The 26,496-nt window shown below is 63.5% G+C and carries 28 protein-coding genes and 1 pseudogene; 11 read left to right on the forward strand and 18 right to left on the reverse strand.

All coding sequences use genetic code 11. The features are described from left to right. Positions 1–62: 62 nt before the first annotated feature. Positions 63–782, forward strand: a complete 720-nt coding sequence (radC, locus tag KMZ68_RS24635; protein ID WP_215613696.1) for a RadC family protein — start codon at positions 63–65, stop codon at positions 780–782. A gap of 41 nt (positions 783–823) precedes the next feature. Here the strand turns inward: radC and KMZ68_RS24640 are convergent, their stop codons facing one another. After that, entirely contained in the window at positions 824–1,441 is a 618-nt protein-coding gene (locus KMZ68_RS24640; protein WP_215613697.1) for a glutathione S-transferase family protein, read from the reverse strand. A gap of 95 nt (positions 1,442–1,536) precedes the next feature. Between KMZ68_RS24640 and KMZ68_RS24645 the strand changes: the two genes are divergently transcribed. The 3 genes and pseudogenes from KMZ68_RS24645 to KMZ68_RS24655 form a co-directional block, all read left to right on the forward strand. Next, positions 1,537–2,316, forward strand: a complete 780-nt coding sequence (locus KMZ68_RS24645; RefSeq protein ID WP_215613698.1) for an AraC family transcriptional regulator — start codon at positions 1,537–1,539, stop codon at positions 2,314–2,316. 81 nt (positions 2,317–2,397) lie between these two features. Beyond that, on the forward strand, positions 2,398–3,003 hold the full coding sequence (locus KMZ68_RS24650; RefSeq protein WP_249779466.1) for a YdeI/OmpD-associated family protein: 606 nt from the start codon (positions 2,398–2,400) through the stop codon (positions 3,001–3,003). Between the two features lie 221 nt (positions 3,004–3,224). Beyond that, positions 3,225–3,389, forward strand: a pseudogene (locus KMZ68_RS24655) (JAB domain-containing protein); the annotation flags it as partial. A gap of 54 nt (positions 3,390–3,443) precedes the next feature. On the opposite strand, the gene KMZ68_RS24660 reads toward KMZ68_RS24655, so the two are convergent. After that, positions 3,444–4,061: a DedA family protein gene (locus KMZ68_RS24660; protein ID WP_215613699.1), complete on the reverse strand. Its 618-nt coding sequence runs from the start codon at positions 4,059–4,061 to the stop codon at positions 3,444–3,446. A 131-nt stretch (positions 4,062–4,192) separates the two neighbouring features. Then, positions 4,193–5,047: a LysR family transcriptional regulator gene (locus KMZ68_RS24665; protein WP_215613700.1), complete on the reverse strand. Its 855-nt coding sequence runs from the start codon at positions 5,045–5,047 to the stop codon at positions 4,193–4,195. Between the two features lie 122 nt (positions 5,048–5,169). Here KMZ68_RS24665 and KMZ68_RS24670 point away from each other — a divergent pair, with 122 nt between their 5' ends. Then, a complete protein-coding gene (locus tag KMZ68_RS24670) occupies positions 5,170–6,150 on the forward strand; it encodes a zinc-dependent alcohol dehydrogenase family protein (RefSeq protein ID WP_215613701.1) in 981 nt (326 codons plus the stop codon). 103 nt (positions 6,151–6,253) lie between these two features. Here KMZ68_RS24670 and KMZ68_RS24675 read toward each other — a convergent pair whose 3' ends face one another. From KMZ68_RS24675 to KMZ68_RS24695, 5 genes are all read right to left on the reverse strand, one after another. Further along, positions 6,254–6,748, reverse strand: coding sequence for a cupin domain-containing protein (locus tag KMZ68_RS24675; RefSeq protein WP_215613702.1), 495 nt, complete (start codon positions 6,746–6,748; stop codon positions 6,254–6,256). Between the two features lie 44 nt (positions 6,749–6,792). Further along, positions 6,793–7,620, reverse strand: coding sequence for a class I SAM-dependent methyltransferase (locus KMZ68_RS24680; RefSeq protein WP_215613703.1), 828 nt, complete (start codon positions 7,618–7,620; stop codon positions 6,793–6,795). Between the two features lie 219 nt (positions 7,621–7,839). After that, positions 7,840–8,343, reverse strand: coding sequence for a DUF3455 domain-containing protein (locus tag KMZ68_RS24685; RefSeq protein ID WP_215613704.1), 504 nt, complete (start codon positions 8,341–8,343; stop codon positions 7,840–7,842). Between the two features lie 138 nt (positions 8,344–8,481). Beyond that, entirely contained in the window at positions 8,482–8,817 is a 336-nt protein-coding gene (locus KMZ68_RS24690; RefSeq protein ID WP_215613705.1) for a hypothetical protein, read from the reverse strand. Positions 8,818–8,925: 108 nt separating this feature from the next. Then, complete coding sequence (locus KMZ68_RS24695) at positions 8,926–9,471, reverse strand: hypothetical protein (RefSeq protein WP_215613706.1); 546 nt, start codon at positions 9,469–9,471, stop codon at positions 8,926–8,928. 137 nt (positions 9,472–9,608) lie between these two features. Between KMZ68_RS24695 and KMZ68_RS24700 the strand changes: the two genes are divergently transcribed. Next, positions 9,609–10,628 carry an AraC family transcriptional regulator gene (locus KMZ68_RS24700; RefSeq protein ID WP_215613707.1) on the forward strand — a complete coding sequence of 340 codons (1,020 nt, stop codon included), beginning with the start codon at positions 9,609–9,611 and terminating at the stop codon, positions 10,626–10,628. On the opposite strand, the gene KMZ68_RS24705 is transcribed toward KMZ68_RS24700, so the two are convergent. Together KMZ68_RS24705 and KMZ68_RS24710 are read right to left on the reverse strand one after the other, a co-directional pair. Beyond that, positions 10,620–11,906, reverse strand: a complete 1,287-nt coding sequence (locus KMZ68_RS24705; RefSeq protein WP_215613708.1) for an RNA polymerase sigma factor — start codon at positions 11,904–11,906, stop codon at positions 10,620–10,622. The two genes, KMZ68_RS24700 and KMZ68_RS24705, sit on opposite strands and share 9 nt — an antisense overlap. A 31-nt stretch (positions 11,907–11,937) precedes the next feature. After that, complete coding sequence (locus tag KMZ68_RS24710; RefSeq protein ID WP_215603920.1) at positions 11,938–12,333, reverse strand: YciI family protein; 396 nt, start codon at positions 12,331–12,333, stop codon at positions 11,938–11,940. A 107-nt stretch (positions 12,334–12,440) separates the two neighbouring features. Between KMZ68_RS24710 and KMZ68_RS26180 the strand changes: the two genes are divergently transcribed. Beyond that, positions 12,441–12,569 (forward strand): hypothetical protein, encoded by a 129-nt coding sequence (locus KMZ68_RS26180; RefSeq protein ID WP_256443691.1) that lies wholly within the window; start codon positions 12,441–12,443, stop codon positions 12,567–12,569. Between the two features lie 117 nt (positions 12,570–12,686). Here the strand turns inward: KMZ68_RS26180 and KMZ68_RS24715 are convergent, their stop codons facing one another. Then, positions 12,687–14,036, reverse strand: coding sequence for a globin-coupled sensor protein (locus tag KMZ68_RS24715; RefSeq protein ID WP_215613709.1), 1,350 nt, complete (start codon positions 14,034–14,036; stop codon positions 12,687–12,689). Positions 14,037–14,425: 389 nt separating this feature from the next. Between KMZ68_RS24715 and KMZ68_RS24720 the strand changes: the two genes are divergently transcribed. Beyond that, positions 14,426–15,448, forward strand: a complete 1,023-nt coding sequence (locus KMZ68_RS24720) for a PAS domain-containing protein (protein ID WP_215613710.1) — start codon at positions 14,426–14,428, stop codon at positions 15,446–15,448. Here KMZ68_RS24720 and KMZ68_RS24725 read toward each other — a convergent pair whose 3' ends face one another. Genes KMZ68_RS24725 through KMZ68_RS24745 form a run of 5 tightly spaced genes read right to left on the reverse strand, consistent with a single transcriptional unit; the run spans position 15,449 to position 19,822 of the window. Further along, the gene (locus tag KMZ68_RS24725) at positions 15,449–16,159 is read right to left on the reverse strand and encodes an AprI/Inh family metalloprotease inhibitor (protein ID WP_215613711.1); all 711 of its coding nucleotides are present in this window, start codon (positions 16,157–16,159) and stop codon (positions 15,449–15,451) included. It abuts the gene before it with no gap. Further along, a complete protein-coding gene (locus tag KMZ68_RS24730; RefSeq protein WP_215613712.1) occupies positions 16,159–17,145 on the reverse strand; it encodes a 2-hydroxyacid dehydrogenase in 987 nt (328 codons plus the stop codon). Before KMZ68_RS24730 ends, KMZ68_RS24725 begins: the two co-directional genes overlap by 1 nt. Continuing rightward, positions 17,145–17,984 carry an ABC transporter permease gene (locus KMZ68_RS24735; protein ID WP_371741485.1) on the reverse strand — a complete coding sequence of 280 codons (840 nt, stop codon included), beginning with the start codon at positions 17,982–17,984 and terminating at the stop codon, positions 17,145–17,147. The genes KMZ68_RS24730 and KMZ68_RS24735 overlap by 1 nt, the downstream gene beginning before the upstream one ends. Then, positions 17,981–18,793: an ABC transporter ATP-binding protein gene (locus KMZ68_RS24740; RefSeq protein WP_215613714.1), complete on the reverse strand. Its 813-nt coding sequence runs from the start codon at positions 18,791–18,793 to the stop codon at positions 17,981–17,983. The genes KMZ68_RS24735 and KMZ68_RS24740 overlap by 4 nt, the downstream gene beginning before the upstream one ends. 6 nt (positions 18,794–18,799) lie before the next feature. Further along, the gene (locus KMZ68_RS24745) at positions 18,800–19,822 is read right to left on the reverse strand and encodes an ABC transporter substrate-binding protein (RefSeq protein WP_215613715.1); all 1,023 of its coding nucleotides are present in this window, start codon (positions 19,820–19,822) and stop codon (positions 18,800–18,802) included. 133 nt (positions 19,823–19,955) lie between these two features. Between KMZ68_RS24745 and KMZ68_RS24750 the strand changes: the two genes are divergently transcribed. The 3 genes from KMZ68_RS24750 to KMZ68_RS24760 all read left to right on the forward strand — a co-directional run bounded on the left by KMZ68_RS24750 (position 19,956) and on the right by KMZ68_RS24760 (position 23,597). Continuing rightward, positions 19,956–20,762, forward strand: a complete 807-nt coding sequence (locus KMZ68_RS24750) for a creatininase family protein (protein WP_215616461.1) — start codon at positions 19,956–19,958, stop codon at positions 20,760–20,762. 143 nt (positions 20,763–20,905) lie between these two features. Continuing rightward, positions 20,906–21,169, forward strand: coding sequence for a hypothetical protein (locus KMZ68_RS24755; protein WP_215613716.1), 264 nt, complete (start codon positions 20,906–20,908; stop codon positions 21,167–21,169). 406 nt (positions 21,170–21,575) lie between these two features. After that, complete coding sequence (locus KMZ68_RS24760) at positions 21,576–23,597, forward strand: carbohydrate porin (RefSeq protein ID WP_371741390.1); 2,022 nt, start codon at positions 21,576–21,578, stop codon at positions 23,595–23,597. A 49-nt stretch (positions 23,598–23,646) separates the two neighbouring features. Here the strand turns inward: KMZ68_RS24760 and KMZ68_RS24765 are convergent, their stop codons facing one another. After that, the gene (locus KMZ68_RS24765; RefSeq protein ID WP_215613717.1) at positions 23,647–25,278 is read right to left on the reverse strand and encodes an FMN-binding glutamate synthase family protein; all 1,632 of its coding nucleotides are present in this window, start codon (positions 25,276–25,278) and stop codon (positions 23,647–23,649) included. A gap of 221 nt (positions 25,279–25,499) precedes the next feature. Next, complete coding sequence (locus tag KMZ68_RS24770) at positions 25,500–26,366, reverse strand: patatin-like phospholipase family protein (protein ID WP_249779467.1); 867 nt, start codon at positions 26,364–26,366, stop codon at positions 25,500–25,502. Positions 26,367–26,496: the final 130 nt, after the last annotated feature.

The raw sequence follows: 26,496 nt of genomic DNA on the forward strand, positions 1-26,496 counted from the left end.
CCGGACCGGCCCCGTGACACTTCTTGGTTGCAAAACCTGGCCGGCACGGCATGTTTGCGCCGATGGCCGCAAAACCCAGCGACGAGCAAGATCAGCCCGGACCCGCCGAGACGCCGCATTACCACGGCCACCGGACGCGGCTGCGCGAGCGCTTTCAGCGCGCCGGGCCCGATGCGCTGAGCGACTATGAATTGCTCGAACTGGCGCTGTTCGCCGCCCTGCCCCGGCGCGACACCAAGCCGCTCGCCAAATTGCTGCTCAAGACATTCGGCTCATTCGCCGAGGTCATCCACGCGCCGGAGACACGGTTGCGGGAAGTCGACGGCATCGGCGATGCCTCGATCCATCAGCTCAAGCTGATCGCGGCGGCGGCACACCGCGTCGCCAAGGGCGAGTTGAAGCAGCGCACCGCGCTGTCGTCATGGAATGACGTGATCGACTATTGCCGCACCGCCATGGCGTTCGCCGACAAGGAGCAGTTCCGCATCCTGTTCCTCGACAAGCGCAACCAGCTGATCGCGGACGAGGTGCAGCAGACCGGCACCGTCGACCACACCCCGGTCTATCCGCGCGAGGTGATCAAGCGCGCGCTGGAACTGTCCGCCACCGCCATCATCCTGGTGCACAACCATCCCTCCGGCGATCCGACGCCGTCGCAGGCGGATATCACTATGACGAAAGCGATCGTCGATATCGCCGCCCCGCTCGGGATTTCCGTGCACGACCACATCATCGTCGGCAAGAACGGGCATGCGAGTTTGAAGGGGATGCGGCTGATTTGAATAGCCCGGCTGATGCCCTGCGACACAGAGCAGAACGTCCTTCAGGCACCATCGGAACGAGCGGCAACCCTCGCATCGAGCTCCTGTGTCCGAATGAACGCGGGCCGACTTTCAATGCGATGGAGGTAGTCAGCAAAGGGAGCAAGATCGGCAGCGATAAGATCTCCCATCCGAGCGATCCTGAGGTCCGCAGCGAGATATATGTCGGCCACCGTGAACTGCTCGCCGAGAAGCCACGGCCCCTGTGTCAGGGCGGCGGACATGACGTCCTGCACCCTGTCAAAATCACCCCAACCATTGTAGTAAGGGTTGGGTGTCCAGCCTTGGAAGCGTTCGCCCATCGCGGGCTCAAGATTGGAGCCGACGAAGAAGAGCCATTTGATGCAGGCCGCACGGCGCGGATCGCCGCGTTGCGGTATAAGGTTCGAAGTGGCCGGATTGTCGACAAGATGGAGAAGGATAGCGCCGGTTTCGGTCACGACGGTTTCACCGTCCGCCAGCGTAGGCACTTTCATCATCGGATTGAGCCGTCGATAATCGTCGGCCTTCTGTGCTCCTTGCCGTAAATTGATAATCTTCAGTTCGTATTCCGAGCCGATTTCTTCGAGAGCCCACAGTACAGGGAATGCGCGAGTCTGAGGGCTGTAATATAGGATCATGTGTTTCTCCAATTCTGATTCTCAGAACATATCGAACCACAGGGGCTCCTTCTTGTAGAAACCCGCAGCGATCGGGATTGAGAAAGGTTGATGAAATGTCAGAGGAGAGCGGCGTCACTCTTCCGATTAGAGGGCTGCTCAAGTCCGATGTCCGCACAGACGAGCGTATCCTGCGCTGGTTCGAGCCCTCAGAGGCTCTCGCCCCCTATGTTCAGCGGATATGGTCGGCTCAATGGAACGTCCCCGCTGGAGAGATTCGGATACAACCCATTCTTCCCTATCCCTGCGCCAACCTGGTCGTCAGCGGGGGATGCGCCACAATCTTCGGAGTGGCCACCCAAGCGGCCGTCCAACGACTTGAAGGCTCGGGCTGTGCGTTCGGAGCGAAGCTGACGCCGGGGGCGATGCGTGCTCTCGGCATCGAACGACCATTCGTTCTTCGCGACAAGTCGATCCCGGCCGAAAGCCTCCTTTCAGTGAAGCCTTCCAACTGGGAGCTGGATGATCCGGAAATCGCCGTGAAGGAAATCGAGGCTTACCTCCGCCGCCAGAATCCGAAGCATGATGCGTTCTCGCTAAAGGCGGAAGAGATTGTTCAAGTGGCCGAAACCCACCGATCCATCCTTGCCGTTTCGGACCTTGCCGAGGCCGTTTCCCTCTCGGCGCGATCGATCCAGGATATTTGCCGCCGCACCCTCGGTATCTCCCCAAAGTGGCTCATTCGTTGTTTCCGGCTTCAGGATGCTTTGGCGCGGCTGGATACCGGCGCGAATATGAATCTGTCCGCGCTGGCGCAGGACCTCGGTTATTTCGATCAAGCCCACTTTACGAGGGACTTCAAAATAATCACTGGAGTAAGCCCGGGCCGATACTGATGCGCTCTGCGTGTTTATACAAGTCGCGCCGAGCGGTAGAAGGTAGAAGGTAGAAGGTAGAAGGTATCTCGGGAGAAACAGGTGAAAGATCGAAACGAACCGATTCTGGCCTTTTCGAGCAGCCGGGACATTGAAGCCCATATGACCGGGGAATCGAAAGGCTCCAAAGGCTTCTGGCTTAAGCTTTCCAAACTGGGAGCGCCCGTCGCCACGATCAGTAAGGACGAAGCGATCGAGGCCGCACTCTGCTGCGGGTGGATCGACGGCCAACTCGACAAGTTCGATGACCATTACTTCCTCGTGCGGATGACACCCCGCCGTCCCGGCGGACTATGGTCCGCCAAAAACCGGGCGACCGCTGAGCGCTTGGCACAGGAGGGGCGCATGAAACCGGCTGGGCTCGCCGAGGTCGAGGCGGCGAAGAGCGATGGAAGATGGGTCGCCGCTTATGCCTCGCAGGGAAATGCTGAAACACCGAGCGATCTGGCGAAGGCTTTGGCACTGAACGCGGCCGCAAGTCGTTTCTTCGAAACGCTGGATCGCGCGAACCGCTATGCGATCATCTACCGTGTGAACAACACCAAGCAACCAGCGACACGGGCTAAGCGCATCGAACAGTTCGTCGAGATGTTGGCTCGGGGAGAGACCATTCATCCTCTCAAGAAGACGATAAAAGCCTCCAGCTAGAGATCTATCGACGCGCTGAGTTGGGGATCAGCAGGCCTCATGATCAGCCGCCGCTGGTTGCTGCTCGCCGCGCTCCCCATATCCCCTGACGGATGTATCACACCATACAGCAGCTGCAGCACCGGCCCGGAGACGAGCGCGTTTCCCAATCCAATTTGCATGCCAGAACCATCGAAAAAATCACAACCCTGCAATTTCATCATTTTATGAAATATGCTGGACTGATGCACAACCACCCCTCCGGCGATCCGACGCCGTCGCAGGCCGACATCCAGATGACACGCGCGATCGTCGACATCGACACCCCGCTCGGCATTTCCGTGCACGACCACATCATCGTCGGCAAGAACGGGCATGCGAGCTTGAAGGGGATGAAATTGATTTGATGGTGCCGATCCGTGGCGATCGCTTCAATGGCGGGAAGGACTTACGTCCCCGCATCAGGTCTGTTCGACGGCACGCTCGAGCTTCCTGCTCACTATCCAGGAGACGCCGAGGAACGCGAAAAGCATCGCGAAGCCGAGGCCCGAAGAGGCATCGTTCATGACCTTCTCCGAGACCTGGCCGAAGGCATAGCCAACCGAGACGATCGCGCACGACCACAGGCCCGCCGCGGCGAAATTGAGCGCCAGGAAGGTCGACCAGGGCAGCTGCGATATCCCATAGGCAATGCCCGCGACGCCGCGAATGCCGTGCGGGTAGCGATGGAACAGGATCATCCAGACGTAGTGACGGTCAGCCAGCCGGGCCGCGATCTGGACGGCGCGCTCTACCCTGGGGAAGGACCCGAGCCAGCGGGTGCCGAAACGCCGCCCGATCCAGAACCGGATGACGTCGCCGGCGAAGCTGCCGAACCAGCAGACCATGATGAGAGTGCCGAGGCTCAGCGCGCCTGAATGCGCCGCATAGCCCGCGAACAGCGTGAGCAGCAGGCTGTGCGAAGTTGCCCACGCGAACATCAGGCTGTAGGCCGCATCGCCGTGTTGGCGGATGAGTTCGAGGAACGAGGCGAGATCGGTCGGAAACAGCAAGCGGACTCCAGTTCGACGGCTTGTCATCACGCTTTCCGATGACCGGATCGACACGGAGGCCATCATGCGGCCGGGGGCCCATGGAAGCAAACGGAAGTTTGCGATGACGAGTATCAAAACGGGACCATCTTGCGCGCTACGCCCGCAGCGCATCCCGTTCAATCCGCCAGCCGTTCGATCACGAGGTCGAGCAGCGCGCGCAGCCGCGTCAGCCGCTTGAGATCGCGGTGATAGCCGACATAGGTGTCGCGGCCCGGCGGCTCTTCGCCGAGATCGATCCGCTCCACGCCGGCGAGCGCGTCGCCAAGCGGCCGCGGCAGCACCGCGAGGCCTGTACCTGCGGCGCATAGCCTTGCCTGCACGTCGCGATTATTGCTGCGCGATACGACATGCGCGTTCGGCAGGATCCGTTTCAGCCAGACCGCGTCCGCCATGCCGCCGAATGCAGTGTCCATCGTGATCAGCGGCGTTCCCTTGCCGTCGCCCAGGCGCGGGCGAAAGGCGCTGCCGGACCTGACATAGACGCCGTAGTCGATGTGCATCAGCCGCCGTGAAATCACCTCGGCCTCGTCGAACGGCCGGATCCGGAACACCATGTCGGCCTCGCGCCGCGGCAGGCTGTAGAGGCGTGCATCGGTCAGCAATTCCACGACCACGCGCGGCTGCGCCTTCGCGAACTCGGCCAGCACCGGCGTCAGGATGTGGGCGCCGAACCAGTCCGACGACGAGACGCGCAGCATGCCCTCGAGTTGCCGTTCGTGCCCCGCCAGCTGGCGCTGAAACGCCAGCGCCTCTTCCTCCATCCGTTCGGCATGCGAAAGAACGATCGAGCCTTCGTCGGTGAGCACGAAACCGTCACCGGTGCGCTGGAACAGGGTGTGGCCGACCGAGCGCTCCAATGCGCGCAGGCGCCGGCCCATCGTCGGCTGACTCTGGCCAAGCTTCCGCGCCGCCGCGCCGAGCGTGCCCTCGCGTGCGACAGCGAGAAAGATCCGCAGGTCGCTCCATTCCATCAGAATCCGTATCCATTCATTTATGAATGATGAAAGTTCAATTCTATCGATTTCCAAACAATTCTAGATGTCCCAGATACCGGAGGCAACAAAGAGGCCTCGCCATGTCATCGGAAAACACCATGCAAGCCGCCGTTCTCGATAGCCACCATGCGCCGTTCCGGATCGCGCGCGTCGCCAGACCGCAGCCCGGCCCGGGCGAGGTTCTGGTCCGCATCGAGGCCGCCACCGCGAGCCCGCTCGACGCCAAGATCCGGGCCGGCAAGGCCGCCCATGCGCGCCAGCCATTGCCCGCGATCCTCGGCCTCGATCTCGCCGGCGTCATCGAAGCGGTCGGTGCCGGCGTGACGGCGTTCCGGCCGGGCGACGAAGTCTTCGGGATGACCGGAGGCGTCGGCGGGCTGCAGGGCGCGCAGGCGGAATATGCGGCGGTCGACGCCAGCCTGCTGGCGCCAAAGCCCGCCAACCTCAGCATGCGCGAGGCGGCCAGCCTGCCGCTGAACTTCATCACCGCCTGGGAAGGATTGGTCGATCGCGCGGCGGTGCATTCCGGGCAGAAGGTGCTGGTCCATGGCGGCGCCGGCGGCGTCGGTCACATCGCCGTTCAGCTCGCCCGCGCCTTCGGCGCCGAGGTGTTTGCGACCGGCTCGGCGGCAAACCGCGCGTTGATCGAACGGCTCGGCGCCACGGCGATCGATTACCGGGCACATCCGGGCGAAGACCATGTCGCCCGGCACACCGGCGGACGCGGCTTCGACATCGTCTACGACACCGTCGGCGGCGCGACGCTCGACGCATCGTTCAATGCGGTCGCCCGCTTCGGCCATGTCGTCAGCGCGCTCGGCTGGGGCTCCCACGCACTGGCGCCGCTGTCGTTTCGCGCCGCCAGCTATTCGGGCGTCTTCACGCTGCTGCCGTTGCTGACGCGCGAGGGTCGCGCGCATCACGGCGACATCCTGCGCGAAGCCACAAGACTGATCGAAGCCGGCAAGCTCGTGCCCCGCGTCGACCCGAGGCATTTTACCCTGGCAAATGTGGACGACGCCTACGATGCGGTCGAGAGCGACGCCGCCGGCAAGATCGTGATCGACATCCGGGAATAGGCGCAGTACCGCGAAACAGCGTCAATCGCTTCGCCTTGCCGGGCGCAGCAAGTTCGGAAGATCGCAGCTCATCGCCGTCAGCGACGGCTGCGATCCCGACTGATCATTTGTTGCGCGGATCGTCCGCCGGATCGATGTAGAGGACATCGAAGGGACCCACTCCGTTGACCTGGACGACGGTTTCGATTTCGGTCCAGGCGTAGTGCGGCATCCCCGCGGGAAGGTGAACGAAGCTCGCCGGGGGCAGCGGCTTCGACGACGCGCGGTCCAGCTTCTCGCCAGACCCGATCGCGAAGCCTCCTGAAATGACGGTGACGAGTTCGTCCTTCGAATGCCGATGCGGCGGGATCGTGAAGCCCGCGGGAAATTTGAGGCGAAGCACGAACGGTCCCTCCTTGGCGGGGCTGCCGAGCAGGGCCGCCGCCCGCGCGCCAGACGGCAAGGATGGCGGAGCCGCACCCCAATTGACGGCATCGCCGGAAACAACCGTATGATGCGGTTCTGCGGCGGGCAGCGACGCGGTGCCGCCGACGATCGCGGCGGAGCCGAGCGCGAGGGCGATCAAACGGACGGCCGACGAATGTTGAGCAAGTTTCATGGCAAATTCTTTCCTGTTGCAAGCCTTGAAGAGCGCGCCCGGCGTCAGCGCCGTGTGATGACGACTTCCAGGTACTCGCTGGGGACGACCAGCGTACCGTCCGACGCGACGTTGAACTCGTCGATCAGCGCGTACAGATCGGTCTTGAGCCATTCGCGCGCCTGCGGATCGATTGCCGCGAACGCTTTGTGAACCGGGCCGTAATAGCTGCGGAAGACCTCGAGCATGTGCTCGGGCGACTTGTAGCGGAACGTGAAATACTGGCTCTCCGCCGCAACGATCGCATTCGCGCCGAACAGGCTGTCGAGATGGGCCTTCTTGCCCCACAGCGCCGGCGACTGCAGGCCCGGCGCCGGCGGAACGTATTTGCCGATCGTCTTGAACAGCTGACCGACAAAACTCTCCGGCGTCCAGTTGGCAAGGCCGATCTTGCCGCCGGGGCAGCAAACCCGCATCAGTTCGCCCGCGGCCCGTTCCTGGTCCGGAGTGAACATGACGCCAAAGGTCGAAAGGACGACGTCGAAGCTGTCGTTCGAGAAGGGGAGATTTTCCGCGTCGGCTTCGCGGAACGTGACCTGCAGGCGGTCGGCCTCGGCACGCTCGCGGCCGCGCTCGAGCAGCGCGCCGACATAATCCGTCGACACGACGTCGGCGAAGCGGCGAGCCGCGGCAAGGGTCGCATTGCCGTTGCCGGCGGCGACGTCGAGGACGCGCTGTCCGCTACGCACGTCGACGGCTTCGCAGAGCGTTTCGCCGACGATCTGCAGCGTCGTGCCGACGACCGAATAGTCGCCCGAGGACCATGCGCCCTGCTGGCGAGCCTTGACGGCAGAGAGATCCGTGGCACCGGGAATGGCTGCTTGAATGTTCATTTCTGTATCTCCTGATTGCTGGGGTTGATGGAGGCGCAAGAGTGCTTCTGTTCAGCGCGACCGTCGGTCAGTGCTGGGGTGAATGGTCGTGATCGTGTTGCGGCGAGCCGAACTCTGCGTAAGGGCTTTCACTGTCGTTCTCCGTTGTTGAACGGGATGGCGGCGCGGGCGTCCGCCGGCGACGCTCGAATGCTCGCGGAGCGCTGCAGCGGCGCGGCCTCAGCGGGGCCTTTCGTGGAAGGCGTAGTCCGCCGCATACGGCACGCTCAGGAATGCGCCTTCTGTCCCGCAAGGACCTTCGGCCGCGCCACCCCTGGTGTTGAGACGCTGGATCGTGGTGACGGTTGCGAGCCCGCCGGTCCCGCGCCGCGATGTGACGTCGAGTTTCAGCAGCGTAATATCGTTGGCTGTCGCGCCCGCCGCACGCCCGGCGATCCTTCCCACGATGGCGCTGCCGTCGTTGAGCTCCCAGTTCGGGCCGGCATAGTGCCGGCCGACGGACCTGCCGCTTTGGTCAAGCAGCGCGGCGACCGGTTCGCGAAATCGCCAGCCGAGCTTACCGGACGTATCGGCCTTGCATTCGTAGATCTGCGCGCCCTGCGCATGCAGCGTCATGACCAGGACTTCGCCCGGCGCTGCGATCGTCTCGGGCACCTCGGGACTGGCCGCGGACGCGGGCGCGAGTGCGGCCAACAGAACGGTCGAAACCAGGAATTTGCGCATTGCAGTCTCCGTCTGATGTTGTGTTCATGCGAACCGCGGCACGGCCTGTCGAACCGCTCACCGGCGTTTCCCCGGGCGACCGCTGCGTGCCGCTCGGCACACAACGGAAGTCGTCGGGCCCAGCCCCTGGCTGATCGCTCAGAAGACGCCGCAGAGGTTGCCGTAACACGGCACCTTGCGCGGGCGCCTCTTGCCCTCCGTCACGGTCACGCCGCCGCTCGCGCTGCCCTCGCGATGATCGCGGGTCTCGGTCGCGGTGCCGGCCCGGTGATCGCGAACGACGGGCTTGGTGCGATGATCGCGAATGTCCGGCTTGGGGATGTAGCCCGCGGCGGCGGCCTTTTCGGCGGCAGCTGGCGTGAGCGATCCGAGCAGCGCGGCACCGGCGACGCCGAGCGCCATCAGCGCGCCGAACGTGGTGGCGATCGTGAAGCGGCGGGCGGTGGCGACATTCAATTGAATGACGGAGTTCATGGCTTTGCTTTCTTTCCTGGGCGTCGGGGTTGCGTGGACTTGGTGGGAGTGTTCTGCCGCTGAACGTTCCTTTGCGTTCACCGACGGGGAGACAGTGCGAGCGCGGTGCTAGCGCTGTCCGTTGGACCTGAAGTTCGGACCGTTTCCGCCGTTTGACTTCATGATCGGGCCGCTGGTGCCGCCGGAATGAGGAACCGGCTGTCCGGCGCCGCCCGAACGGAGGATCGGTCCGTTCGTTCCGGCATCCGATCGCTGGAAGATGCCGCCGCCGATCGGCGGGCGCGTGTCGTTCACTCTCGGTGGCGCTTTCGGCTCGTCCCTGGTGCCGCCGGTCGGAGGCATGCCTGGATTGCCACCCTTCGGATGGATCGGGTCGGGCGGCGTCTCAACGTTGCTGCTTCCCTCCGCAGGAACACACGACACCACTTGAGCGTCGCATCGACGGTAGCAAGCATCCTTGCGGGCCGGAGTATCGAATACCCTGCCGCAGCGGGCGATGCAGGCAGCATGCTTTTTCCAGCACCCCTTTGCGCTGCCCATCGCCGCTTCGGAGGGCGCCGATGCTGCAACAAGCAGCATCGACGCCAAGCCCGCTACCGCGAGCGCTGAAACGGCGGCGCCGCGCGGCGACGTGATCCAGATGCGCTCACTCATGAATTTCTCCTGCTGTAGCCTCTGCCGGGCGGGTCATTTCCTTGATGACCGCGGTCCGGATCGGCTAGTCTTGCGTTGCGTCGGAATGCACCGGCGCTTCCATGTCCGATGGGTAAGATCGGGAGCCTGTTCCCTCAATGATCGGAACGCCGCCTTCGTTTGCAGCTACACCGGAAAGCGGCGGCGGCTATGACGTGCTGGCCGAAATGCTGCGTTCGGTGCGGCTGAGTGGATCGGTTTTCCTCAATGCCCGTTTTTCGACGCCGTTCGCCGTCGTCAGCCCAAGGCGATACGACGCCGGCACGCCGATGGCGCATCTGCGCCATGTCAGCGTGTTTCATCTGATCGCGGCCGGCGGTTGCACCATCGAGATCGTGACCGGCGAGCAAAGGACCGTGGCGGCCGGCGACATCCTGCTGTTGCCGTTCGCGGACTCGCACAAGTTCTGGAACGGCGAATTGCCGGAGATGGCCTTCGGCCCGGACCTCATGCGCCCTGGCCCCGTCAAGGGGTTGTGGACCGTCAATCACGGCGGCGGCGGGGAAGCAACGCGCATGGTGTGCGGATTCCTCGAATCCTCGGAGTTCCTGTTCACGCCGGTGTTTCGTTCGCTGCCGCCATTGTGGGTCGATCGCACCGGTGACGACAAAGTCAGCGCACTCCTGACGTCCACGGTGAGGGAAATATTAGGGCTCGCGGACGCCGCCGCGCCCGGGACCGAACTGATGCTCGGCCGGCTGATGGAGTTGTTGTTCGTCGAGGTATTGCGCCGCTACGCCGCTCGCCTGCCGGCGAGTGCGACCGGCTGGTTCGCGGCATTGAACGATCCGATCGTCGGCCGCGCGCTGCAATGCGTGCACGGCGAACCCGCCCGCCGCTGGACGGTGGACGAATTGGCCCGCGAGGCCGGCGCCTCTCGCACCGTGCTCGCCGAGCGATTCAACGCGGTAATGGGTCAGGCGCCGATCGAATATGTCACCGGCTGGCGGATGCAGCTGGCTGCCGAACGAATTCGGAGCGGAAGCGACAGCCTCGCCGCTATCGCGACGGATGTCGGCTACGAATCCGAAGCTGCGTTCAACCGCGCCTTCAAGCGAGTCACCGGCGTCACGCCGGGCCGCTGGCGCGATGGTGTAACGGCGGGCCCGTCACGATAGCCGTGGGATTCGACAGGCCGCCTCCGCGGCGCGCCGCTTCAGCAATTCCTGCTCACGCCTGTTGCCCGCGAGCTGCGCCGCCGCTTCGAGCGCGACGCGCGCTTCCTCGTATCGGCCGAGCTTGTGCAAGAGGTCGCCGCGAACGCTGCCCAGCAGGTGGTAATTCCTGAGCACCGGCTCATGCGCGAGGCCATCGACGATCGCGAGCCCCGCCCCGGGGCCCTCGGCCATGCCGACGGCCACCGCGCGGTTGAGTTCGACGATCGGCGAGCGCGCGAGCGCCGACAGCTCCGCATACAGCACCGAAATACGCCGCCAGTCGGTGGCATCGGCGGTCGCCGCTTCGGCGTGGCAGGCGATGATTGCGGCCTGCAAGACGTAGAAGCCGCCGCCGCCGAGTTCGCGCGCCCGCGCCAGCGCCTGCAATCCGCGCCGGATCTGCAGCCGGTCCCACAGCGAGCGGTTCTGCTCGAGCAGCAGGATCGGCTCACCCTTGGCGTCGGTGCGCGCCGCCATCCGCGAGGCGTTCAGTTCCATCAGCGCCAGCATGCCGTGCGCCTCAGGCTCCTGCGGCGCGATCGAGGTGAGCACGCGGGCCATCCGCAACGCCTCCTGGCAGAGCTGGGGACGCAGCCAATCGTTGCCGCGCGCGGCGGTATAGCCTTCGTTGAAGATGAGATAGACCACCTCCAGCACCGAGGCGAGCCGCTCTGACAGTTCCTCGCCGCGCGGGGTCTCGTAGGCCAAGCCCGATTCCGACAGCGTCCGCTTGGCGCGCACGATGCGCTGGGCGATGGTCGGCTCCGGCAGCAGGAAAGCGCGCGCGATCTCGCCGGTGGTCAGGCCGCAGATCATCCGCAGCGCCAGCGCGGCGCGGGCCTCGCGCGACAGGCGCGGATGACAGGCGGTGAAGATCAGCCGCAGCATTTCGTCACCGATGTCGTCGTCGAGTGCGGCGTCGAAATCGGGCATCGCCTGCTGCTCCTGCTCGAAGTCGAGCGCGACCATGCCGTGCTTGCGCGCCAGCATCCGGCCGCGGCGCAGATGATCCAGCGCCCGGCGTTTCGCAGTGGCCATCAGCCAGGCGCCGGGGCTTTCCGGAACGCCCGTAGCGGGCCAATGTTCGAGCGCCGCCAGCAGCGCTTCCTGCGTCAGGTCTTCGGCCAGCGGCACGTCGCGCAGCATCCGCGCCAGGCTGGTGATCAGCCGCGGCTGCTCGATCCGCCAGACCGCGAGGATCGTGCGATGCGTCGTGTCGTCGATGCCGGCGGCCGTCATGGCCGCCGGCTGGATTTGTCGGCCCGTCGCATCACGCGTGGGCGGCTACGTCGACCTGGGCCTGACACCCTGTCTCGTCCGGTCCGGCCATCGCGCGGACCTCGCAGGTCCCTTCCCAGCCCGGCATGTGCTGCTTGTGCAGCTGCATGAACTCCACCGCCGAGGCCAGCGCCTCCTCCTTGTTGCGGAATTCGAAGATGGCGTAGCCGCCGATCACTTCCTTGGCCTCGACGAAAGGTCCGTCGACCACGCTGAGCTCGCCGTCCCTGATCCGCACCTGCGCGCCTGACGCGAGCGGCATCAGCCCGCCCATGTCGATCATGCGGCCGGCCTTGATCTCGCGATCGGCAAGCTTGCCCATCGCCTCCATCAGTTCCGGCGTCGGCATTCCAGTGTGGGCGGAGGTAACGATAGACATGAAGCGCATGCAAAAACTCCCTCTGAGGCGAGCCGCGGGCCCCAAGCCCGCAAAACTGTCTCGCTATGGAGTGGACGATCCAGCCCGGGCCAGATCGACATGGCTTGCGGAAAAATTTGACGGTAACAGGGCCCGGCCTGGCCGGTGCCGCGGTATTCCGTTCCGACGACCGGATGCTCGATCTGTGCTTCTTCAGCCAGACGCGCGACACCTGGCGCGAATCGAAGAAGACCCACGGCAAGTAGGGCGGCCGCGACGCGCCAGCTATCGCTCTCAATTTGAGCCTTGCCAACGAGAGTCTTGCAGCAAAGGCCGATCGATCCGTTCCGCCACGGAATGTCCCGTCACTTCCATCGCCTTTTCTACGCTGCCCTCACCGTCCCGAGGAACTTGTCCACTTCCGCGCGAAGCTGTTCGGATTGTTGGGAAAGTTCCGATGCAGCCGACAGGACCTGGGAGGCAGCAGCACCGGTTTCTCCCGACGACTGGGTGATTCTGGAGATGTTGACGGAAACCTCGCCGGTGCTCCTTGCGGCAAGTTGAACGCTGCGGGAAATCTCGTTGGTCGCAGACCCCTGCTGCTCGACGGCAGCAGCAATCGCAGTCGAAATGTCGTTCATGGTCTTGATGACGCCCGTAATCGTTCCGATGGCTTCCACCGATTCCGTCGTCGCACTCTGTATGTCCCCCACCTGTCCCGCGATTTCCGCGGTTGCCTTTGCGGTTTGCTCGGCGAGCGACTTCACTTCCGCGGCCACCACGGCAAAGCCGCGCCCGGCTTCACCGGCGCGCGCCGCTTCGATCGTTGCATTGAGCGCCAGCAGGTTTGTCTGTCCTGCAATGTTGTTGATCAGGTCGATCACCGTGCCAATTCTCTGAGCGCCTTCCGAGAGGCGACGCATTTTCCCGGCGGTCTGATCCGCATCGCGCGCTGCTTCGCCCGAGGTGCGCGCGGATTCATTGACCTGCCGGGATATCTCCCGAATTGACCCGGTCAATTGCTCTGTTGCAGCGGCAACCGACTGAACGTTGGACGAGGCATCTTTTGACGCCGCGTCTACCGCCACGGACTGCGTGGCGGCCTCATTCGCCGAAGAGGTCAAGGTCTGCGCCGCCGTCTGCAATTCGGTGGCCGCCGATGCCACGATGTTGACGACGCCGCCGATCGTCTTTTCGAAGTCGGAGGCCAGACGCTCCAGGATCGAACGCCGGTCGCGGCGGCCCGCCTCGATGTAGACAGCAATCGCAAAATCCATGTCCAGCATGGCTGCCTTGATAACAGCCGTCTGCAGGTTCGCTTTCTTCCTGGCCCCGCTGCGATCGAACCTCTGGACGGGCATGCGGTCCGCGATCGCGTTGACCAGCCCAGACACCAGCGCGTTGTAGCCGCCGATATACCAGCGCGGCTCGAGGCCGAGCCTGTTGTGGACTTCGCCTATCTTGGTGACCGAGGATTCATACTCTTCGTCAAAGCGGCCATCCATGATGATCGCCCAATGCTGCATCTGCATTTTCTTGGCGTGCATCATATGGTCGCGGTTCCTGAAGAATTTGGCGGTCTCGGCGAACTTGCCGATGTGATCGTAAAACGCATCCAGGATCAGAGGCATCTCGGAAAGGATGAAGGGCTTTGCCTCGCGCAGGATTGCGACGGTGCCCTGATCGATCATGTTGAACCGGAGCCGTTCCTGGATCGTGCTTTCATCGCTCATGTTCTGGCTCCCCCAAAAGGCCGAGAAAAACGGCTGTCATAAATTGTGCGCAGAACTAGTTTCACGCGCGTTAACAAAGAATTAACCGAGGAATTCGGCATTTGATGAAAATCTGGGCGCCGTTCCGGGCAACTACGGGCCGGAAGCAGAAAAAATTTTAGTGCTCCCGGCAGATATCGGGCCGCAGTTGGCAATTTTTGCGATAGGGGGCTTCCGAGGCAGATCAGCCGCGAGAAATCAGGCTATGTCGGGGACCACGGTTGCCAGATTTATTTTCTGCTGTCCGGTGACGAAGCTTTAACTTATGTTGAAGTCGGTGTTGCGAATCAATCGCAACTAAACCGAGAACCTTTGGGAACGCTCAGCCGGAGGCTGAATCCGGATACGCAATGCTCATATTGTTCGACGGCAACCTAGGCGCGCGGGAAACTCTTCGTTTCATCGAAGAAAAGCTTGGAGCGGGCACCTGGAGCTGGGACCTGGCGAGCGGCGATATGCAGTGGTCTCACGGCTTCTTTTCGCTGCTCGGCATCGAACCGGATTCGATCAAGCCTTCATCCTCGGTTCTTTCGCAAATGGTCCATCCGGATGACCGCCCTCCCTCCGAGGCCGTCAGCCGGACCCTCAACGAAGGCCTGCCGGCCGAGTGGGAGTTCCGTATCATTCGCCCGAACGGGCGCATTCGCTGGATAGCGACACGTTCCGAATTGCTGCTCGATTCCGATGGCCATCCCGTTCGGTCGATCGGCGTCTCTTTCGACGTGACCAAGCGGCACGAATTGCTTCAGTCGCTGGATATCGCAAGCGGCCGCTATGATGCACTGATCCGGGCCGCCCAGGGGATCGTATGGTTCGGAGACAAGAGCGGCAACATTACGAAGGTATTGAGACCCGATGACACGATTGCGGAACGGCCCATGGGCCGCCAATCCGAGCATTGGACGGACTTTGTTCATCCGGATGAGAACACCTTGGTCGAGGGGCTGTGGCGTCAGGCGGCCCTCTCGCGAAATCCGTACCGATTCGAGCATCGGATTCGTCAGCGCGACAACTCATATCGATGGGCGCGCACGACTATCGTTCAGGTATTCAGCCGCCGCGGGGAGCCGCTGGAATTGATCGGCCTGTCTACCGACATTGAAATCGAGAAGCGGTATTCCCCGAACTCGGCGAGACCGAAGCAATTGACCGGCGCTCAAATACGAGCCGCACGAGGGATGCTTGCATTATCCGTGAAGGACCTCGCCGAGAAAACTGCCATTTCTCCAACGACGATTCGTCGCTACGAGCAAGGCGATGGACCAATAAATTCAGCCGAGGCGGCTTTGGAGGTCATCGAACGCACTTTGGCCCAGGCAGGCATAGAGTTCATATTCCCCGAACTTGGAAAGCCAGGCATTCGACCGCGCTAATTACTGCCGCAGCATGATAAGGGGGTCGGCGCTGTCGGGCACCCGCCGCCATTGCGCATTGTCGTCGGCCTCGAACTGCCAGGTGTCGCCCTTGGCCGACATCAATATCATCTGGCCGCGATCGAGCCGCCATTGCGTGGGCGCGAAGGCCGCGATCGCGGGATCGCATTTCGGCTTGAGAAATACCTGGAAATTGTCAGGGCTCGCCTCGGTGTTGGTCAGCGTCAGGCCGCAGATCGCCACACCGTTGCCGCGGACCATCGACCAGTCGCCGATCATCTGGTCCATCGATTTGGCCAGCGAGCGCGCGGCGGCGAGATTTTGCAGGATGTAGATGCCCTCACCCTGCCGCAGCCCCTCGAAAATCCCGCTCTCGACTTCGGTGAAATCGATCACCGGCTGTCCGGCGGCGTCCTGCAGCCGCACGATATCCAGTCCCCTGACGTTCCAGGCGGTGATGTCCCTGGTGAAGGGCAGCGCCGCCGCGCAGCCGGACTCCAGCTCGAGCTTCAAGCCTTGCGGCGTGGCATCGCCCTTCAGCGTGACAACGCAGGTCTTGCTGCGTTCGGTGGTCGAGAGCTCCCACTGGCCGACCATTTCCTTTTTCAGGGCGGCGGAATCCTGCGACCACGCGGGCGACGCCAAAGAAACCGGCAACACAAGCAACGCCACAAGCGCCGGCAACCCGATGCCAGGGCGACCTGCGGACATCAGCGGCCCTTCACCGGCGTTTCCGCGACCGGCGTCAGCGGCGGCTTGCCGGCGAACCATGCCTTCAGATTATCGACAACCAGTTGATCCATCGCGTTTCGCGTTACCACCGAAGCCGAGCCGATATGTGGCAACAACACGACATTTTGCATGGCGCGAAGTTCGTCCGGCACCGCCGGTTCCTTGGCGAACACATCCAGCCCCGCGGCCAGGATGGTCCCCGACTTCAACGCCGCTATCAAAGCCTGCTCGTCGACGACGGAGCCCCGCGCCACGTTGATGACGACGCCGCGCGGCCCCAGCGCCTTCAGCACGTCGGCATTGATCAGGTTGGCGGTCGCAGCCCCCCCGGGTACGATCACGACAAGCGTATCCACCGCCTTCGCCATCTCGATCAGGTCGGGATAGTGCTTGTACGACACGCCCTCGGCCGGCTTGCGCGAATGATAGACGACGGGAACGCGCGAGGCGTCGAGACGGCGTCCGATCGCCTGGCCGATCCGGCCCATGCCGACGATACCGACCTTGCGGTCGCGCAGCGAGCCCACGCTCAAGGGATAGTTCTGGGTGGTCCAGAGGCCGGAGCGAAGATAACGGTCGGCCTTGACGAACTCACGTAGCGTCGCGATCAGAAGTCCCATCGCGACGTCGGCGACCTCCTCGGTCAGCACATCAGGCGTGTTGGTGACGACGATGTTGTGTTCGCGGGCGTAAGCCGAATCGACGTGATCGTAGCCGACGCCGAAGGAAGCTACGATCTCGAGCTTGGGAAACAGCGCCAGCGCGCTTCGGTCGGCGTGCACGGTGTGGTAGGTCACGGCGATGCCGCGGATTTTCTCCGCCGTGCCCGCCAGCCGCTCGAGGTCGTGCTTGGTCTCGGCCGAATGGAGGACAAACTGATCGGAAAAGCCGTTCTGGATGATGGGCCTGCCCGGCCCATAGACCAGCAGATCGATCTTCTCCGACGAAATATTACCCGCAGCCATCAATTTTCCTTTCCAAGCGCACTCTCGTGCCAGCGCCGCAGCACCAGATGCGAGGTTAGCGCCAGCAGCCCATAAATGACAATTCCGGCGGCAGAGAGCAACAGAAGTGCGGCAAACATCCGGGGAATGTTGAGACGATAGCCGGATTCAGCTATCCGGTAGGCGAGGCCGGAGCCGGCGCCGGCGGAGCCCGCCGCGATTTCGGCGACCACCGCGCCGATCAGCGACAGCCCGCCCGCGATCCGCAATCCGCCGAGGATGAACGGCAATGCAGCCGGCAATTTGAGATAGCGCAGCGTCTGCAACCGCGACGCGCCGTAGAGTTGAAACAGGCCGGCCAGATTGCGATCCACCGAGTTCAGCCCGAGCGTGGTGTTGGACAGCACCGGAAAGAATCCGACGATCCAGGCGCAGGCGACCACCGCGGTCTGCTGCGGCAGATAGATCAAAAGCAGCGGCGCGATCGCGATCACCGGCGTCACCTGCAGGATCACCGCATAGGGAAACAGCGAATATTCCAGCCACTTCGACTGATTGAACAGCAGCGCCAGCGCGATGCCGCCGACGGCTGCGGCAATGAAGCCTTCGAGCGTGGTCAGAAGCGTGGTCAGAAGCGATTGCGACAGCACCGCCCAGTCCTTGACCAGGGTCTCGAACACCGCCGTCGGCGCCGGCAGCACATAGGGTGGAATACCGTTGAGCCACACCACGAACTCCCAGATCGCGATGCCGGCCGCCAGCACAACCGCGGGAAGCAGGATGCGCGCGAGATAGAGGACGCGGCGCTCCTCCGTGCCCTGCCCCGCGGCCAGCAATGGTGTTTGCGGGGTGCTCATCAGCCGGACTGCCCCGAATAGGAGGGCGCCAGCGCGTTGGAAACCTTGCGGCAATAGCCGGCATAACCGGCCGAGGTGCGAAAATCCTCATCCCGCGGCTCCGGCGCGTCGATGCGAAACTCCGCGCCGATCCGTCCGGGGCGCGCCGTCATCACGATCACCCGCTGCGACAGGTAGACCGACTCGAACACCGAATGGGTGACGAAGATGACGGTCTTGCGCAGATTGCGCCACAGCGCCAGCAGGTCGTTGTTGAGCCGGAACCGGGTGATCTCGTCGAGCGCGGCGAACGGCTCATCCATCAGCAGGATATCCGGATCGGTGACCAAAGCGCGCGCCAACGAAACCCGCATCTTCATGCCGCCGGACAATTCGCGCGGGTAGGCACCGGCGAACTCGGTCAATCCTACCTGGGCCAGCGCCGCGCCGATTCGCGTATTCGCTTCCGCCGATCGGGCGCGGGACAATTTCAGCGGCAGCCGCACATTATCCCACACCGTGGCCCACGGCATCAGCGTCGGCTCCTGGAACACGAAGCCGATGGAATGCCCGGCGCCGGTCCCGCTTGCGGATGGCGCGACGCCGACAGTGCCGGAGGTCGGCACGCCGAGGCCCGCGATCAGCCGCAGCGCCGTCGATTTTCCGCAGCCGGACGGGCCGAGCAGTGAAACGAACTCGCCCTTGCGCACATCGAGGTCGAGCGGCCCGAGCGCGGCGACGCCGCTGTCATAGACCTTGGTGACGCGGCGCAAACTCACCGCGAGGCCGGCGCGCAGGGTTTCGAATCCAGGCAAGGCGGCGGGCTCGGCCATCGCGCGCTAGTTCTTCGGCCGCAGATTGAGGCCGACGCCCTTGTTGGTGAAGCGCAGCGTATAGGCCTTGCGGAAGTCGATGTCGCGGCGCACCACGCCGGCCCGCACCATCTTGTCGAAGAAGCTGCCGATGCGCGCGTCGCTCATGGCGCCGATGCCGTCCTTCAGCGCGTCGCCGGAATCGACGATGCCGTGTTCCTTCATCCTGGCGACGGAATAGGCCAGCAGCTCGTCGGTCATTTCCGGATTGAGCTTCCTGATCATCGCGTTGCCGGGCGCGTTGTCGCCGTACAGATAATTGTACCAGCCGACAATGGAGGCGTCGACGAAGCGCTGCACCATATCCGGTTTCCTGTCGACGAGATCGGCCCGCGTCTCGATCAGGGTCGAGTAGGTGTTGAAGCCATAATCCGCCAGCAGGATCACGCCCGGCTTGAACTTGGCGGCCTTTTCCACCGCGAAGGGCTCGGAGGTGACGTAGCCCTGCATCGCGCTCAGCCGGTTGGCGATGAACGGCTGCGAGTTGAAGGTGTAGGGCCTGACCTTGTCCTCGCTGAACCCGTATTCGGTCTTCAGCCACTGGAAATAGCTCGAGATCCCCTCCTTGGAGACGAACAGCGTCAGCGGCTTGAGGTCTTCGAGTTTCGTCACCTTCGAATCGGGATGGGTGAGGAATACCTGCGGGTCCTTCTGGAAGATGGCGGCGACGGTCACGACAGGCACATTGTTGGCGACCGCGTCGAACGACATCAGCGTGTTGGCGGCCATGAAGAAATCGAGCTTGCCCGAGATCAGCAGCATGCGGTTGTTGTCGTTGGGGCCACCCGGCACGATGGTGACGTCGAGGCCGTATTTCCTGTAGGTGCCGTCGGCGAGCGCCTGGAAGAACCCGCCGTGCTCGGCCTCGGCCACCCAGTTGGTTCCGAACGAGACCTTGTCCAGGCTGGTCTGGGCAGACGCCGGCGCGATCGCCGCAAACAGGGCCGTGAGAGCTGCGGTTAACGCTCGCGGCAAAAAGGCCGGCTTCATGGTTGGACTCCGTCGATCGTTCTGGCCCATGATGGGATGGATGGACGCGATCGCGTCCCGGGAATGGATACCAAACTCCCTTGCAAACTACCCTGCAAATCGGTTCGAAGAAACGCCTGGCTCGATGACTTCCCTGCTTCCTCCCCGCGACTGGGCCGAGATCCGCTGGCCCGAGATTGCCCCGGCCGAGGCGGCGCGGTGGATCGCGGTGCTGCCGCTGGCGGCGACCGAGCAGCATGGCCCGCATCTGCCCGTCGAGACCGACGTCATGATCGGCGAGGCCTATCTGGCGCGGGTGCGCGAACTGCTGCCGGACACTATTCCGGCGACGTTCTTGCCCGTTCAGCCGGTCGGGATTTCCACCGAGCATATCCACTATCCGGGCACGCTGACGCTGCCGACCGAGGTTGCGCTCAGGAGTTGGATGGCGCTCGGCGAGAGCGTGGCGCGCGCGGGCTTGCGAAAGCTGGTGATGGTCACGAGCCATGGCGGCAACAGCGCCGCGATGAGCCTGGTCGCGCAGGATCTGCGCGCGCATCACGGGCTTCTCGCTGTCACCACCAGCTGGTCGCGCTTCGGCACGCCGGAGGGATTGTTCCCGGCGGAAGAGTTGCGCCACGGCATCCATGGCGGCGCGGTCGAGACCTCGATCATGCTGGCGCGCTATCCGCAGCATGTGCGCAAAGACGCGATTGCCGATTTCCGGCCCAACAGCATCGCGATGGAACGACAATACCGCTGGCTTTCGGCACACCGGCCGGTGCCGTTCGCGTGGCAGGCGCAGGACCTGCACGAGAGCGGCGCCGCCGGCGATGCGACCTTGGCTACCGCGGCGAAGGGCGAACGCCTGCTCGATCACGGCGCGCGCGCCTTCTGCGAGCTGCTCGGCGACGTCGACAAATTCGATCCGGCAACGCTCGGGACCGGCCCGAAGCCCTGATCTTTGGACTAACCTGTTGTAATCACGATCGATTAAACATTGCCTGGAGTTAATCGAGCCGGTTCGAACCGGATTCGGGGAGCCTCCGTCCAACTGGCCATGCGGACCAAAACGGTGCCGCGTTCAACCGGATGGAGTTTCTCATGTCGATCAAGACCAAAATCGCCGCCCTCGCCCTCGCCACCCTTGCCGTTACCGGCACCGTTGCGTCCACCACCTCTCAGGCCCAGGCCAAGCCGCTCGGCTGGGGCATCGGAGCCGGCCTGCTCGGCGCCGCGGTCGTCGGCAGCGCCATCGCCGCTTCCAGCAACGGCTACTATTACGACGGCTATCGCCGCTGCGGCTGGGTGCGCCAGTTCGACGTCTACGGCAACTACATGGGCCGCGTTCGCACCTGCAATTTCTGATGATCGGCTTGAGGGTATCAGCGCGTTTTCCCGAATCGCTTCGCCCGAAAACGCTCTGACTGTGGATTTCGCGTCCGGCACGGGCGCCTCATCCACCCCGTGCCGCACTCCGACCCGCCCGGTTGTCCCCCCGGGCGGGTCAACTTTTTGCAGCTGGAATTCCTTGAAACTGGAACGGTTTCATTGTGTTGCACGCTGGTCACGATGCGATGTGATATTTGCTGCCGGATTCTCGCCGCTTCTTGCAATTGCGAATTACTTGCAATAAAGCTCTCGGGAGTGGATGGCGGCTGGGACGATCTGGTTTTTTGACCGCAAAGGGCGGCAAATCCGGACGGCTGCAACGAAACTGGATTTGCTGGGGGCAGCGCGGCGTATGACATTGGTGACGAAGAGTTCCGCAGAAATGCGCGCCGGCAACCAGGCGATGATCCGCATCGCCCGGTCCCCGAAAGGCGCATTCGCCGGCATCACGCTGAGCCTGCTTGCGTTCGATGGCGCGGCCTTCGCCGCCGAAGCCAACATGCCGCGCAAGGCGCCGCCCGTTCCGTCGGCGTTCGACTGGACCGGGCTCTATATCGGCGCGCATGCCGGCTACGGCCGCGCCCCGGCCAGCGCCGTCCTCACCGATCCCTTGCTCAACGCCACCGCAACCAACAGCGCCAGCGCCGGCATGATCGGCGGCGTTCAGGCCGGCTACAATGTGCGGCTGCCGTCCGGGCTCTTGTTCGGCGTCGAAGCCGATCTCACCTCTCCGAATTATCTGATCTCGGATTCGATCGTCGCCGTGCTGGCGACGCCGCAGTCCGAAATCGTCGAGCATCTGGACTATGTCGGAACAGTGCGCGGCCGCCTCGGTTACGCTTCCGGCCACTGGCTGCTCTATGCCACCGGCGGCCTGGCCTATGCCGGCGAGCGCTTCAGCAACACGCCTGCCAACGGCACCGAGGAAAAGCACCTGAACATCCGGCTCGGCTGGGCTGCCGGCGCCGGCGTCGAATATGCCTTCGCGCCGCACTGGAGCCTGAAGCTCGAATATCTCTACAACCGGTTCGAGGATGCCAACATCCGGTTTCCGTCAGGCACGCAATATTCCTCGACCCTGGATTTCCAGTCGATCCGCGTCGGCCTCAATCGCAAGGTCGACTGGCCGGGATCGCCCAATTTCTCGCCGAAGACGTCGCTGAGCGATCCGGAATCCGCTTCCTGGGAAATCCACGGTCAGACGACTTATCTGCCGCAAGGCTATCCGCGTTTTCGCGCGCCCTATACCGGAACCAACAGTTTTACGCCGGCGCCGCAGGTGCAGGCGACCTGGGGCAACGGCCTGTATTTGAACGCCCGGCTGTGGGAGGGCGGCGAGGTCTACTACAACCCCGAACTGCTGCAGGGCTTCGGCTTGAACAACACCGTCGGCGCCGCGGGCTTTCCCAATGGCGAAGCGCAAAAATCGAATTTCCCCTACCCGCATTACAACACCTCGCGGCTGTTCCTGCGCCAGACGTTTGGCTTTGGCGGCGAGCAGGAGGAACTGGCGAGCGCACCCGGCCAGCTCTCCGGCAAGGTCGACGTTTCGCGGCTGACGCTGCAGGCCGGCAAGTTCGCGGTCCTGGATGTCTTCGACGGCAACTCCTACGCCAAGGATACCCGCAAGGACTTCATGAACTGGTCGATGTGGGCGCCCGGCGCGTTCGATTATTCGGCCGACAAGCTCGGGCTGACCTACGGTGCCACCGCGGAGTTGAATCAGAAGCAATGGGCGCTGCGCGCAGGTTATTTCCTGATGCAGTCGGTATCCAACGCCAACAGCTTCGACACCAAAGTGTTCGAGCGCGGAACCTATGCGATCGAACTGGAGACGCGCTATTCGCTGTTCTCGCAGCCGGGGAAACTGCGCACCATCGCCTGGTTCAACAGCGCCAATTCCGGCAGCTACCGCGAGACCCTGAACAATCCGGCGTTCGATCTCGACATCGCGCAGACCCGCAGGGGCCGCATCAAATACGGCTACGTCGTCAGCATGGAACAGGCATTGAACGACCAGGTCGGATTGTTCGGGCGCTGGAGCTGGAACAACGGCAAGACCGAGATCATGGCGTTCACCGATATCGATGCCTCGCTATCGCTCGGCCTGTCGATCAAGGGCGCCAAATGGGGCCGGCCCGACGACGTGATCGGGATCGGCGGCGCCATCAACGCGCTCTCGCAAGACCATCGCGACTTCGTCGCCGCCGGCGGGCTCGGCGTGCTGATCGGCGACGGCGCGCTGAACTACCGGCGCGAGCGCATCCTCGAAACCTACTACGCCTATGCGCTCAACAAGCAGCTCACGCTGACCGCCGACTACCAGCTCATCACCAACCCGGCCTACAACGCCGACCGCGGGCCGGTCCACATCTTCTCGGGCCGCTTCCACGGCGAGTTCTGATATCTGTCGCCCGACGAACGCTCGGGCGACGCAAGAATGGAGATCCGCCTCACCCCGCCGGCGCGAAGGTCTCCGCCCGCGCCAGTGCCCAGGCGTCGCGGAAGCGCGGATCGCTGGTGCCGTCGATCAACTCGCCCGGGCGAAGCGACGGATAAAGTTGCGCGAATGTCTGCACCTCGGTGGTCGAGCTTCGCTGCGAGAAATGGATCGGCCGCAATTCGCGCGGATGGTCAAGACCGGCGGCGGCAAGCAGCTCCGCCAGCGCATGCAGCGTCGCATGGTGATAATTGTACACCCGCTCGATCTTGTGCGGCACCACCAGCGCGCGGTTGCGCGTGGGATCCTGGGTGGTAACGCCGGTCGGACAGCGGTCGGTATGACAGCTCAGCGACTGGATACAGCCCAGCGAGAACATGAAACCGCGCGCCGAATTGCACCAGTCGGCGCCGATCGCCATGGCGCGCGCCATGTCGAAGGCGGTCGCGATCTTGCCGGAGGCGCCGAGCCTGATGCGGTCGCGCGCGTTGATGCCGATCAACGCGTTATGGACGAAGTTGACGCCCTCGCGCATCGGCGTACCCAGATGATCCATGAACTCCAGCGGTGCCGCGCCGGTGCCGCCTTCATTGCCGTCGACCACGATGAAATCGGGATAGATTCCAGACTGCAGCATCGCCTTGCAGATCGCGAGGAACTCCCAGGGATGGCCGATGCACAGCTTGAACCCGGCCGGCTTGCCGCCGGACAGCCGGCGCATCTCGGCGATGAACGCCATCATCTCCAGTGGAGTCGAGAACGCCCGGTGCGACGCCGGCGAGATGCAATCCTCGTCCATCGCCACGCCCCGGATCTTGGAAATCTCCTCGGAAACCTTGGCCGCCGGCAGCACGCCGCCATGCCCGGGCTTGGCGCCCTGGCTGATCTTGAGTTCGACCATCTTGATCTGGTCATCGGAGGCAACGCTGGCGAATAATTCGGGATTGAAGCTGCCGTCGCGGTTACGGCAACCGAAATAGCCCGAGCCGATTTCCCAGATGATGTCGCCGCCGTTTTCGCGGTGATAGGGACTGACACCGCCCTCGCCGGTGTCGTGGGCGAAGCCGCCCTTCTTCGCCCCCGCATTCAGCGCGCGCACTGCGTTCGGGCTGAGCGCGCCGAAGCTCATCGCGGAAATGTTGAAGACGGAAGCCGAATAGGGCTTGGCGCAATCCGGGCCGCCGATGGTGACGCGGAATTTCTCGCTGGCATGGGTCTTGGGCGACATCGAATGGTGCATCCATTCGTAGCCCTCGCGATAGACATCCTCCTGGGTACCGAACGGCCGCTTGTCGAGCTCCATCTTGGCGCGCTGATAGATCACCGCGCGGGTGTCGCGGCTGAACGGCATGCCGTCCTTCTCGCTCTCGAAGAAATACTGCCGCATCTCCGGCCTGATCTCTTCCAGCAGGAAGCGGATATGCGCCGAGATCGGATAGTTGCGCAAAACCGCGTGGCTCTTCTGCGTGAGATCGCGAAGGCCGAGCAATGTGAGGGCGCCGAAAATCAGGATCGGCACCAGGATCAATTCCCACACCTTGGTGTTGTCATCCACGATCCCGATCGCGAGCAGCAAGGCCGTGACGACGGCGCAGATCGTCAGGACGATGAAGCGCGGAGAGAACGGAAGCATCAGCGTTTCCATGGGATCCCTCGGGCAGATTGTGCCGATATCATTCTTGCCGGCCTTGAGCCTAATCCAACTCTCGAAATAATCCTGTACACGATATCCGGCATTAGAGGTTACGGATATGATGGCGGACCGTTTCGCGGAAGGCTATCGAATCATCCGGCGGAGAAGCAATGCGATGCCGGCCGCCGCGCGCCCTTTCGCACTGCAGCGTAACCTCCGCCGCCTCGAGCGGGTCAGTGGCGGTGCGGGCGCATCTCGTGGGGAATCCCGCCCTGCTCCAGGCCGTTCTTCGCCAGCCACGCATCGGTGCTGTGGATGGCGCGCTCGAGATGATCTGCGGTGCGCGAGAAATCGTAGGGCGATCCTACCAGCGGACATAATGGCGGCACCACGACATATTCAATGTCGGGACCGAGGCCTTCGAGCTCGCTCACCAATTGCCGCGCGATCAGCAGCGTCAGCGCATGCAGCGCATTGGCGACCGCGCCTGACGGGGGCTTCGTGGTGGCGCAGGCATATCCGGTCGGCAGGATGATCAGGCGCCGCGCGCCCTTGGCGACCGCGACCCTGACCGGGGTGTTCGAGGAGATCGCGCCGTCGGCGAGGTAAATATCGTTGTGGCGAACCGGCGCGAAGGCGCCGGGAATCGCGGTGGAAGCCATGATCGCCTCGGCGGCCGGGCCTTCCGACAGCCCCACGCTGTCGCCCGAGACGATGTCGGTGGTGACGATATGAAGCGGAAGCCTGGCGTCCTGCAGGTTGCGATAGGGCAGATGATCGTCGATCAATTTCAAAATCCCGCCCTGCGGGATCAGGAAATCCCGGCGCCAGAGAAATCCCAGCAGCGTCCGCCACGTCACCGGGAACACGTCGCGCCGCCGCAGCCCGCGCCAGATGCTCTCGAGCTGCAGCACGCCCTTCAATGACGGGTCACCAGCGTAGTAGGCGCCGTTGAGGGCGCCGACGCTGGAGCCGACCACCATGTCGGCGCAAATTCCGTGCGCGGCGGGCGAATGCATCATGCCGACCTGAATGGCGCCGAAGCTGCCGCCGCCCGCGAATACGAAGGCGGTCTTGGTGGGGCCGGTATGGTCGGACACGGACAAGGTTCTGTTCGCTCCCGCTACCCGCGCATTGGCCGGAGCCACGCGGCGCTTCGGGAGAATTTATAGCAGGGGCAAGCGGGCCGCACGTCAACATTGGTTGTTGGAAAGCGGGATCGCGAATGAG

The organism is Bradyrhizobium sediminis (assembly GCF_018736105.1).
Taxonomy (GTDB): Bacteria; Pseudomonadota; Alphaproteobacteria; order Rhizobiales; family Xanthobacteraceae; genus Bradyrhizobium.

Excerpts from the sequence above, each read along its gene's own strand:
- radC (WP_215613696.1), top strand. The coding sequence starts at position 63 with ATGGCCGCAAAACCCAGCGACGAGCAAGATCAGCCCGGACCCGCCGAG.
- KMZ68_RS24640 (WP_215613697.1), bottom strand. The coding sequence starts at position 1,441 with ATGATCCTATATTACAGCCCTCAGACTCGCGCATTCCCTGTACTGTGG.
- KMZ68_RS24645 (WP_215613698.1), top strand. The coding sequence starts at position 1,537 with ATGTCAGAGGAGAGCGGCGTCACTCTTCCGATTAGAGGGCTGCTCAAG.
- KMZ68_RS24660 (WP_215613699.1), bottom strand. The coding sequence starts at position 4,061 with ATGACAAGCCGTCGAACTGGAGTCCGCTTGCTGTTTCCGACCGATCTC.
- KMZ68_RS24665 (WP_215613700.1), bottom strand. The coding sequence starts at position 5,047 with ATGGAATGGAGCGACCTGCGGATCTTTCTCGCTGTCGCACGCGAGGGC.
- KMZ68_RS24670 (WP_215613701.1), top strand. The coding sequence starts at position 5,170 with ATGCAAGCCGCCGTTCTCGATAGCCACCATGCGCCGTTCCGGATCGCG.
- KMZ68_RS24675 (WP_215613702.1), bottom strand. The coding sequence starts at position 6,748 with ATGAAACTTGCTCAACATTCGTCGGCCGTCCGTTTGATCGCCCTCGCG.
- KMZ68_RS24680 (WP_215613703.1), bottom strand. The coding sequence starts at position 7,620 with ATGAACATTCAAGCAGCCATTCCCGGTGCCACGGATCTCTCTGCCGTC.
- KMZ68_RS24685 (WP_215613704.1), bottom strand. The coding sequence starts at position 8,343 with ATGCGCAAATTCCTGGTTTCGACCGTTCTGTTGGCCGCACTCGCGCCC.
- KMZ68_RS24690 (WP_215613705.1), bottom strand. The coding sequence starts at position 8,817 with ATGAACTCCGTCATTCAATTGAATGTCGCCACCGCCCGCCGCTTCACG.
- KMZ68_RS24695 (WP_215613706.1), bottom strand. The coding sequence starts at position 9,471 with ATGAGTGAGCGCATCTGGATCACGTCGCCGCGCGGCGCCGCCGTTTCA.
- KMZ68_RS24700 (WP_215613707.1), top strand. The coding sequence starts at position 9,609 with ATGATCGGAACGCCGCCTTCGTTTGCAGCTACACCGGAAAGCGGCGGC.
- KMZ68_RS24705 (WP_215613708.1), bottom strand. The coding sequence starts at position 11,906 with ATGACGGCCGCCGGCATCGACGACACGACGCATCGCACGATCCTCGCG.
- KMZ68_RS24710 (WP_215603920.1), bottom strand. The coding sequence starts at position 12,333 with ATGCGCTTCATGTCTATCGTTACCTCCGCCCACACTGGAATGCCGACG.
- KMZ68_RS24715 (WP_215613709.1), bottom strand. The coding sequence starts at position 14,036 with ATGAGCGATGAAAGCACGATCCAGGAACGGCTCCGGTTCAACATGATC.
- KMZ68_RS24720 (WP_215613710.1), top strand. The coding sequence starts at position 14,426 with ATGCTCATATTGTTCGACGGCAACCTAGGCGCGCGGGAAACTCTTCGT.
- KMZ68_RS24725 (WP_215613711.1), bottom strand. The coding sequence starts at position 16,159 with ATGTCCGCAGGTCGCCCTGGCATCGGGTTGCCGGCGCTTGTGGCGTTG.
- KMZ68_RS24730 (WP_215613712.1), bottom strand. The coding sequence starts at position 17,145 with ATGGCTGCGGGTAATATTTCGTCGGAGAAGATCGATCTGCTGGTCTAT.
- KMZ68_RS24740 (WP_215613714.1), bottom strand. The coding sequence starts at position 18,793 with ATGGCCGAGCCCGCCGCCTTGCCTGGATTCGAAACCCTGCGCGCCGGC.
- KMZ68_RS24745 (WP_215613715.1), bottom strand. The coding sequence starts at position 19,822 with ATGAAGCCGGCCTTTTTGCCGCGAGCGTTAACCGCAGCTCTCACGGCC.
- KMZ68_RS24755 (WP_215613716.1), top strand. The coding sequence starts at position 20,906 with ATGTCGATCAAGACCAAAATCGCCGCCCTCGCCCTCGCCACCCTTGCC.
- KMZ68_RS24760 (WP_371741390.1), top strand. The coding sequence starts at position 21,576 with ATGCGCGCCGGCAACCAGGCGATGATCCGCATCGCCCGGTCCCCGAAA.
- KMZ68_RS24765 (WP_215613717.1), bottom strand. The coding sequence starts at position 25,278 with ATGGAAACGCTGATGCTTCCGTTCTCTCCGCGCTTCATCGTCCTGACG.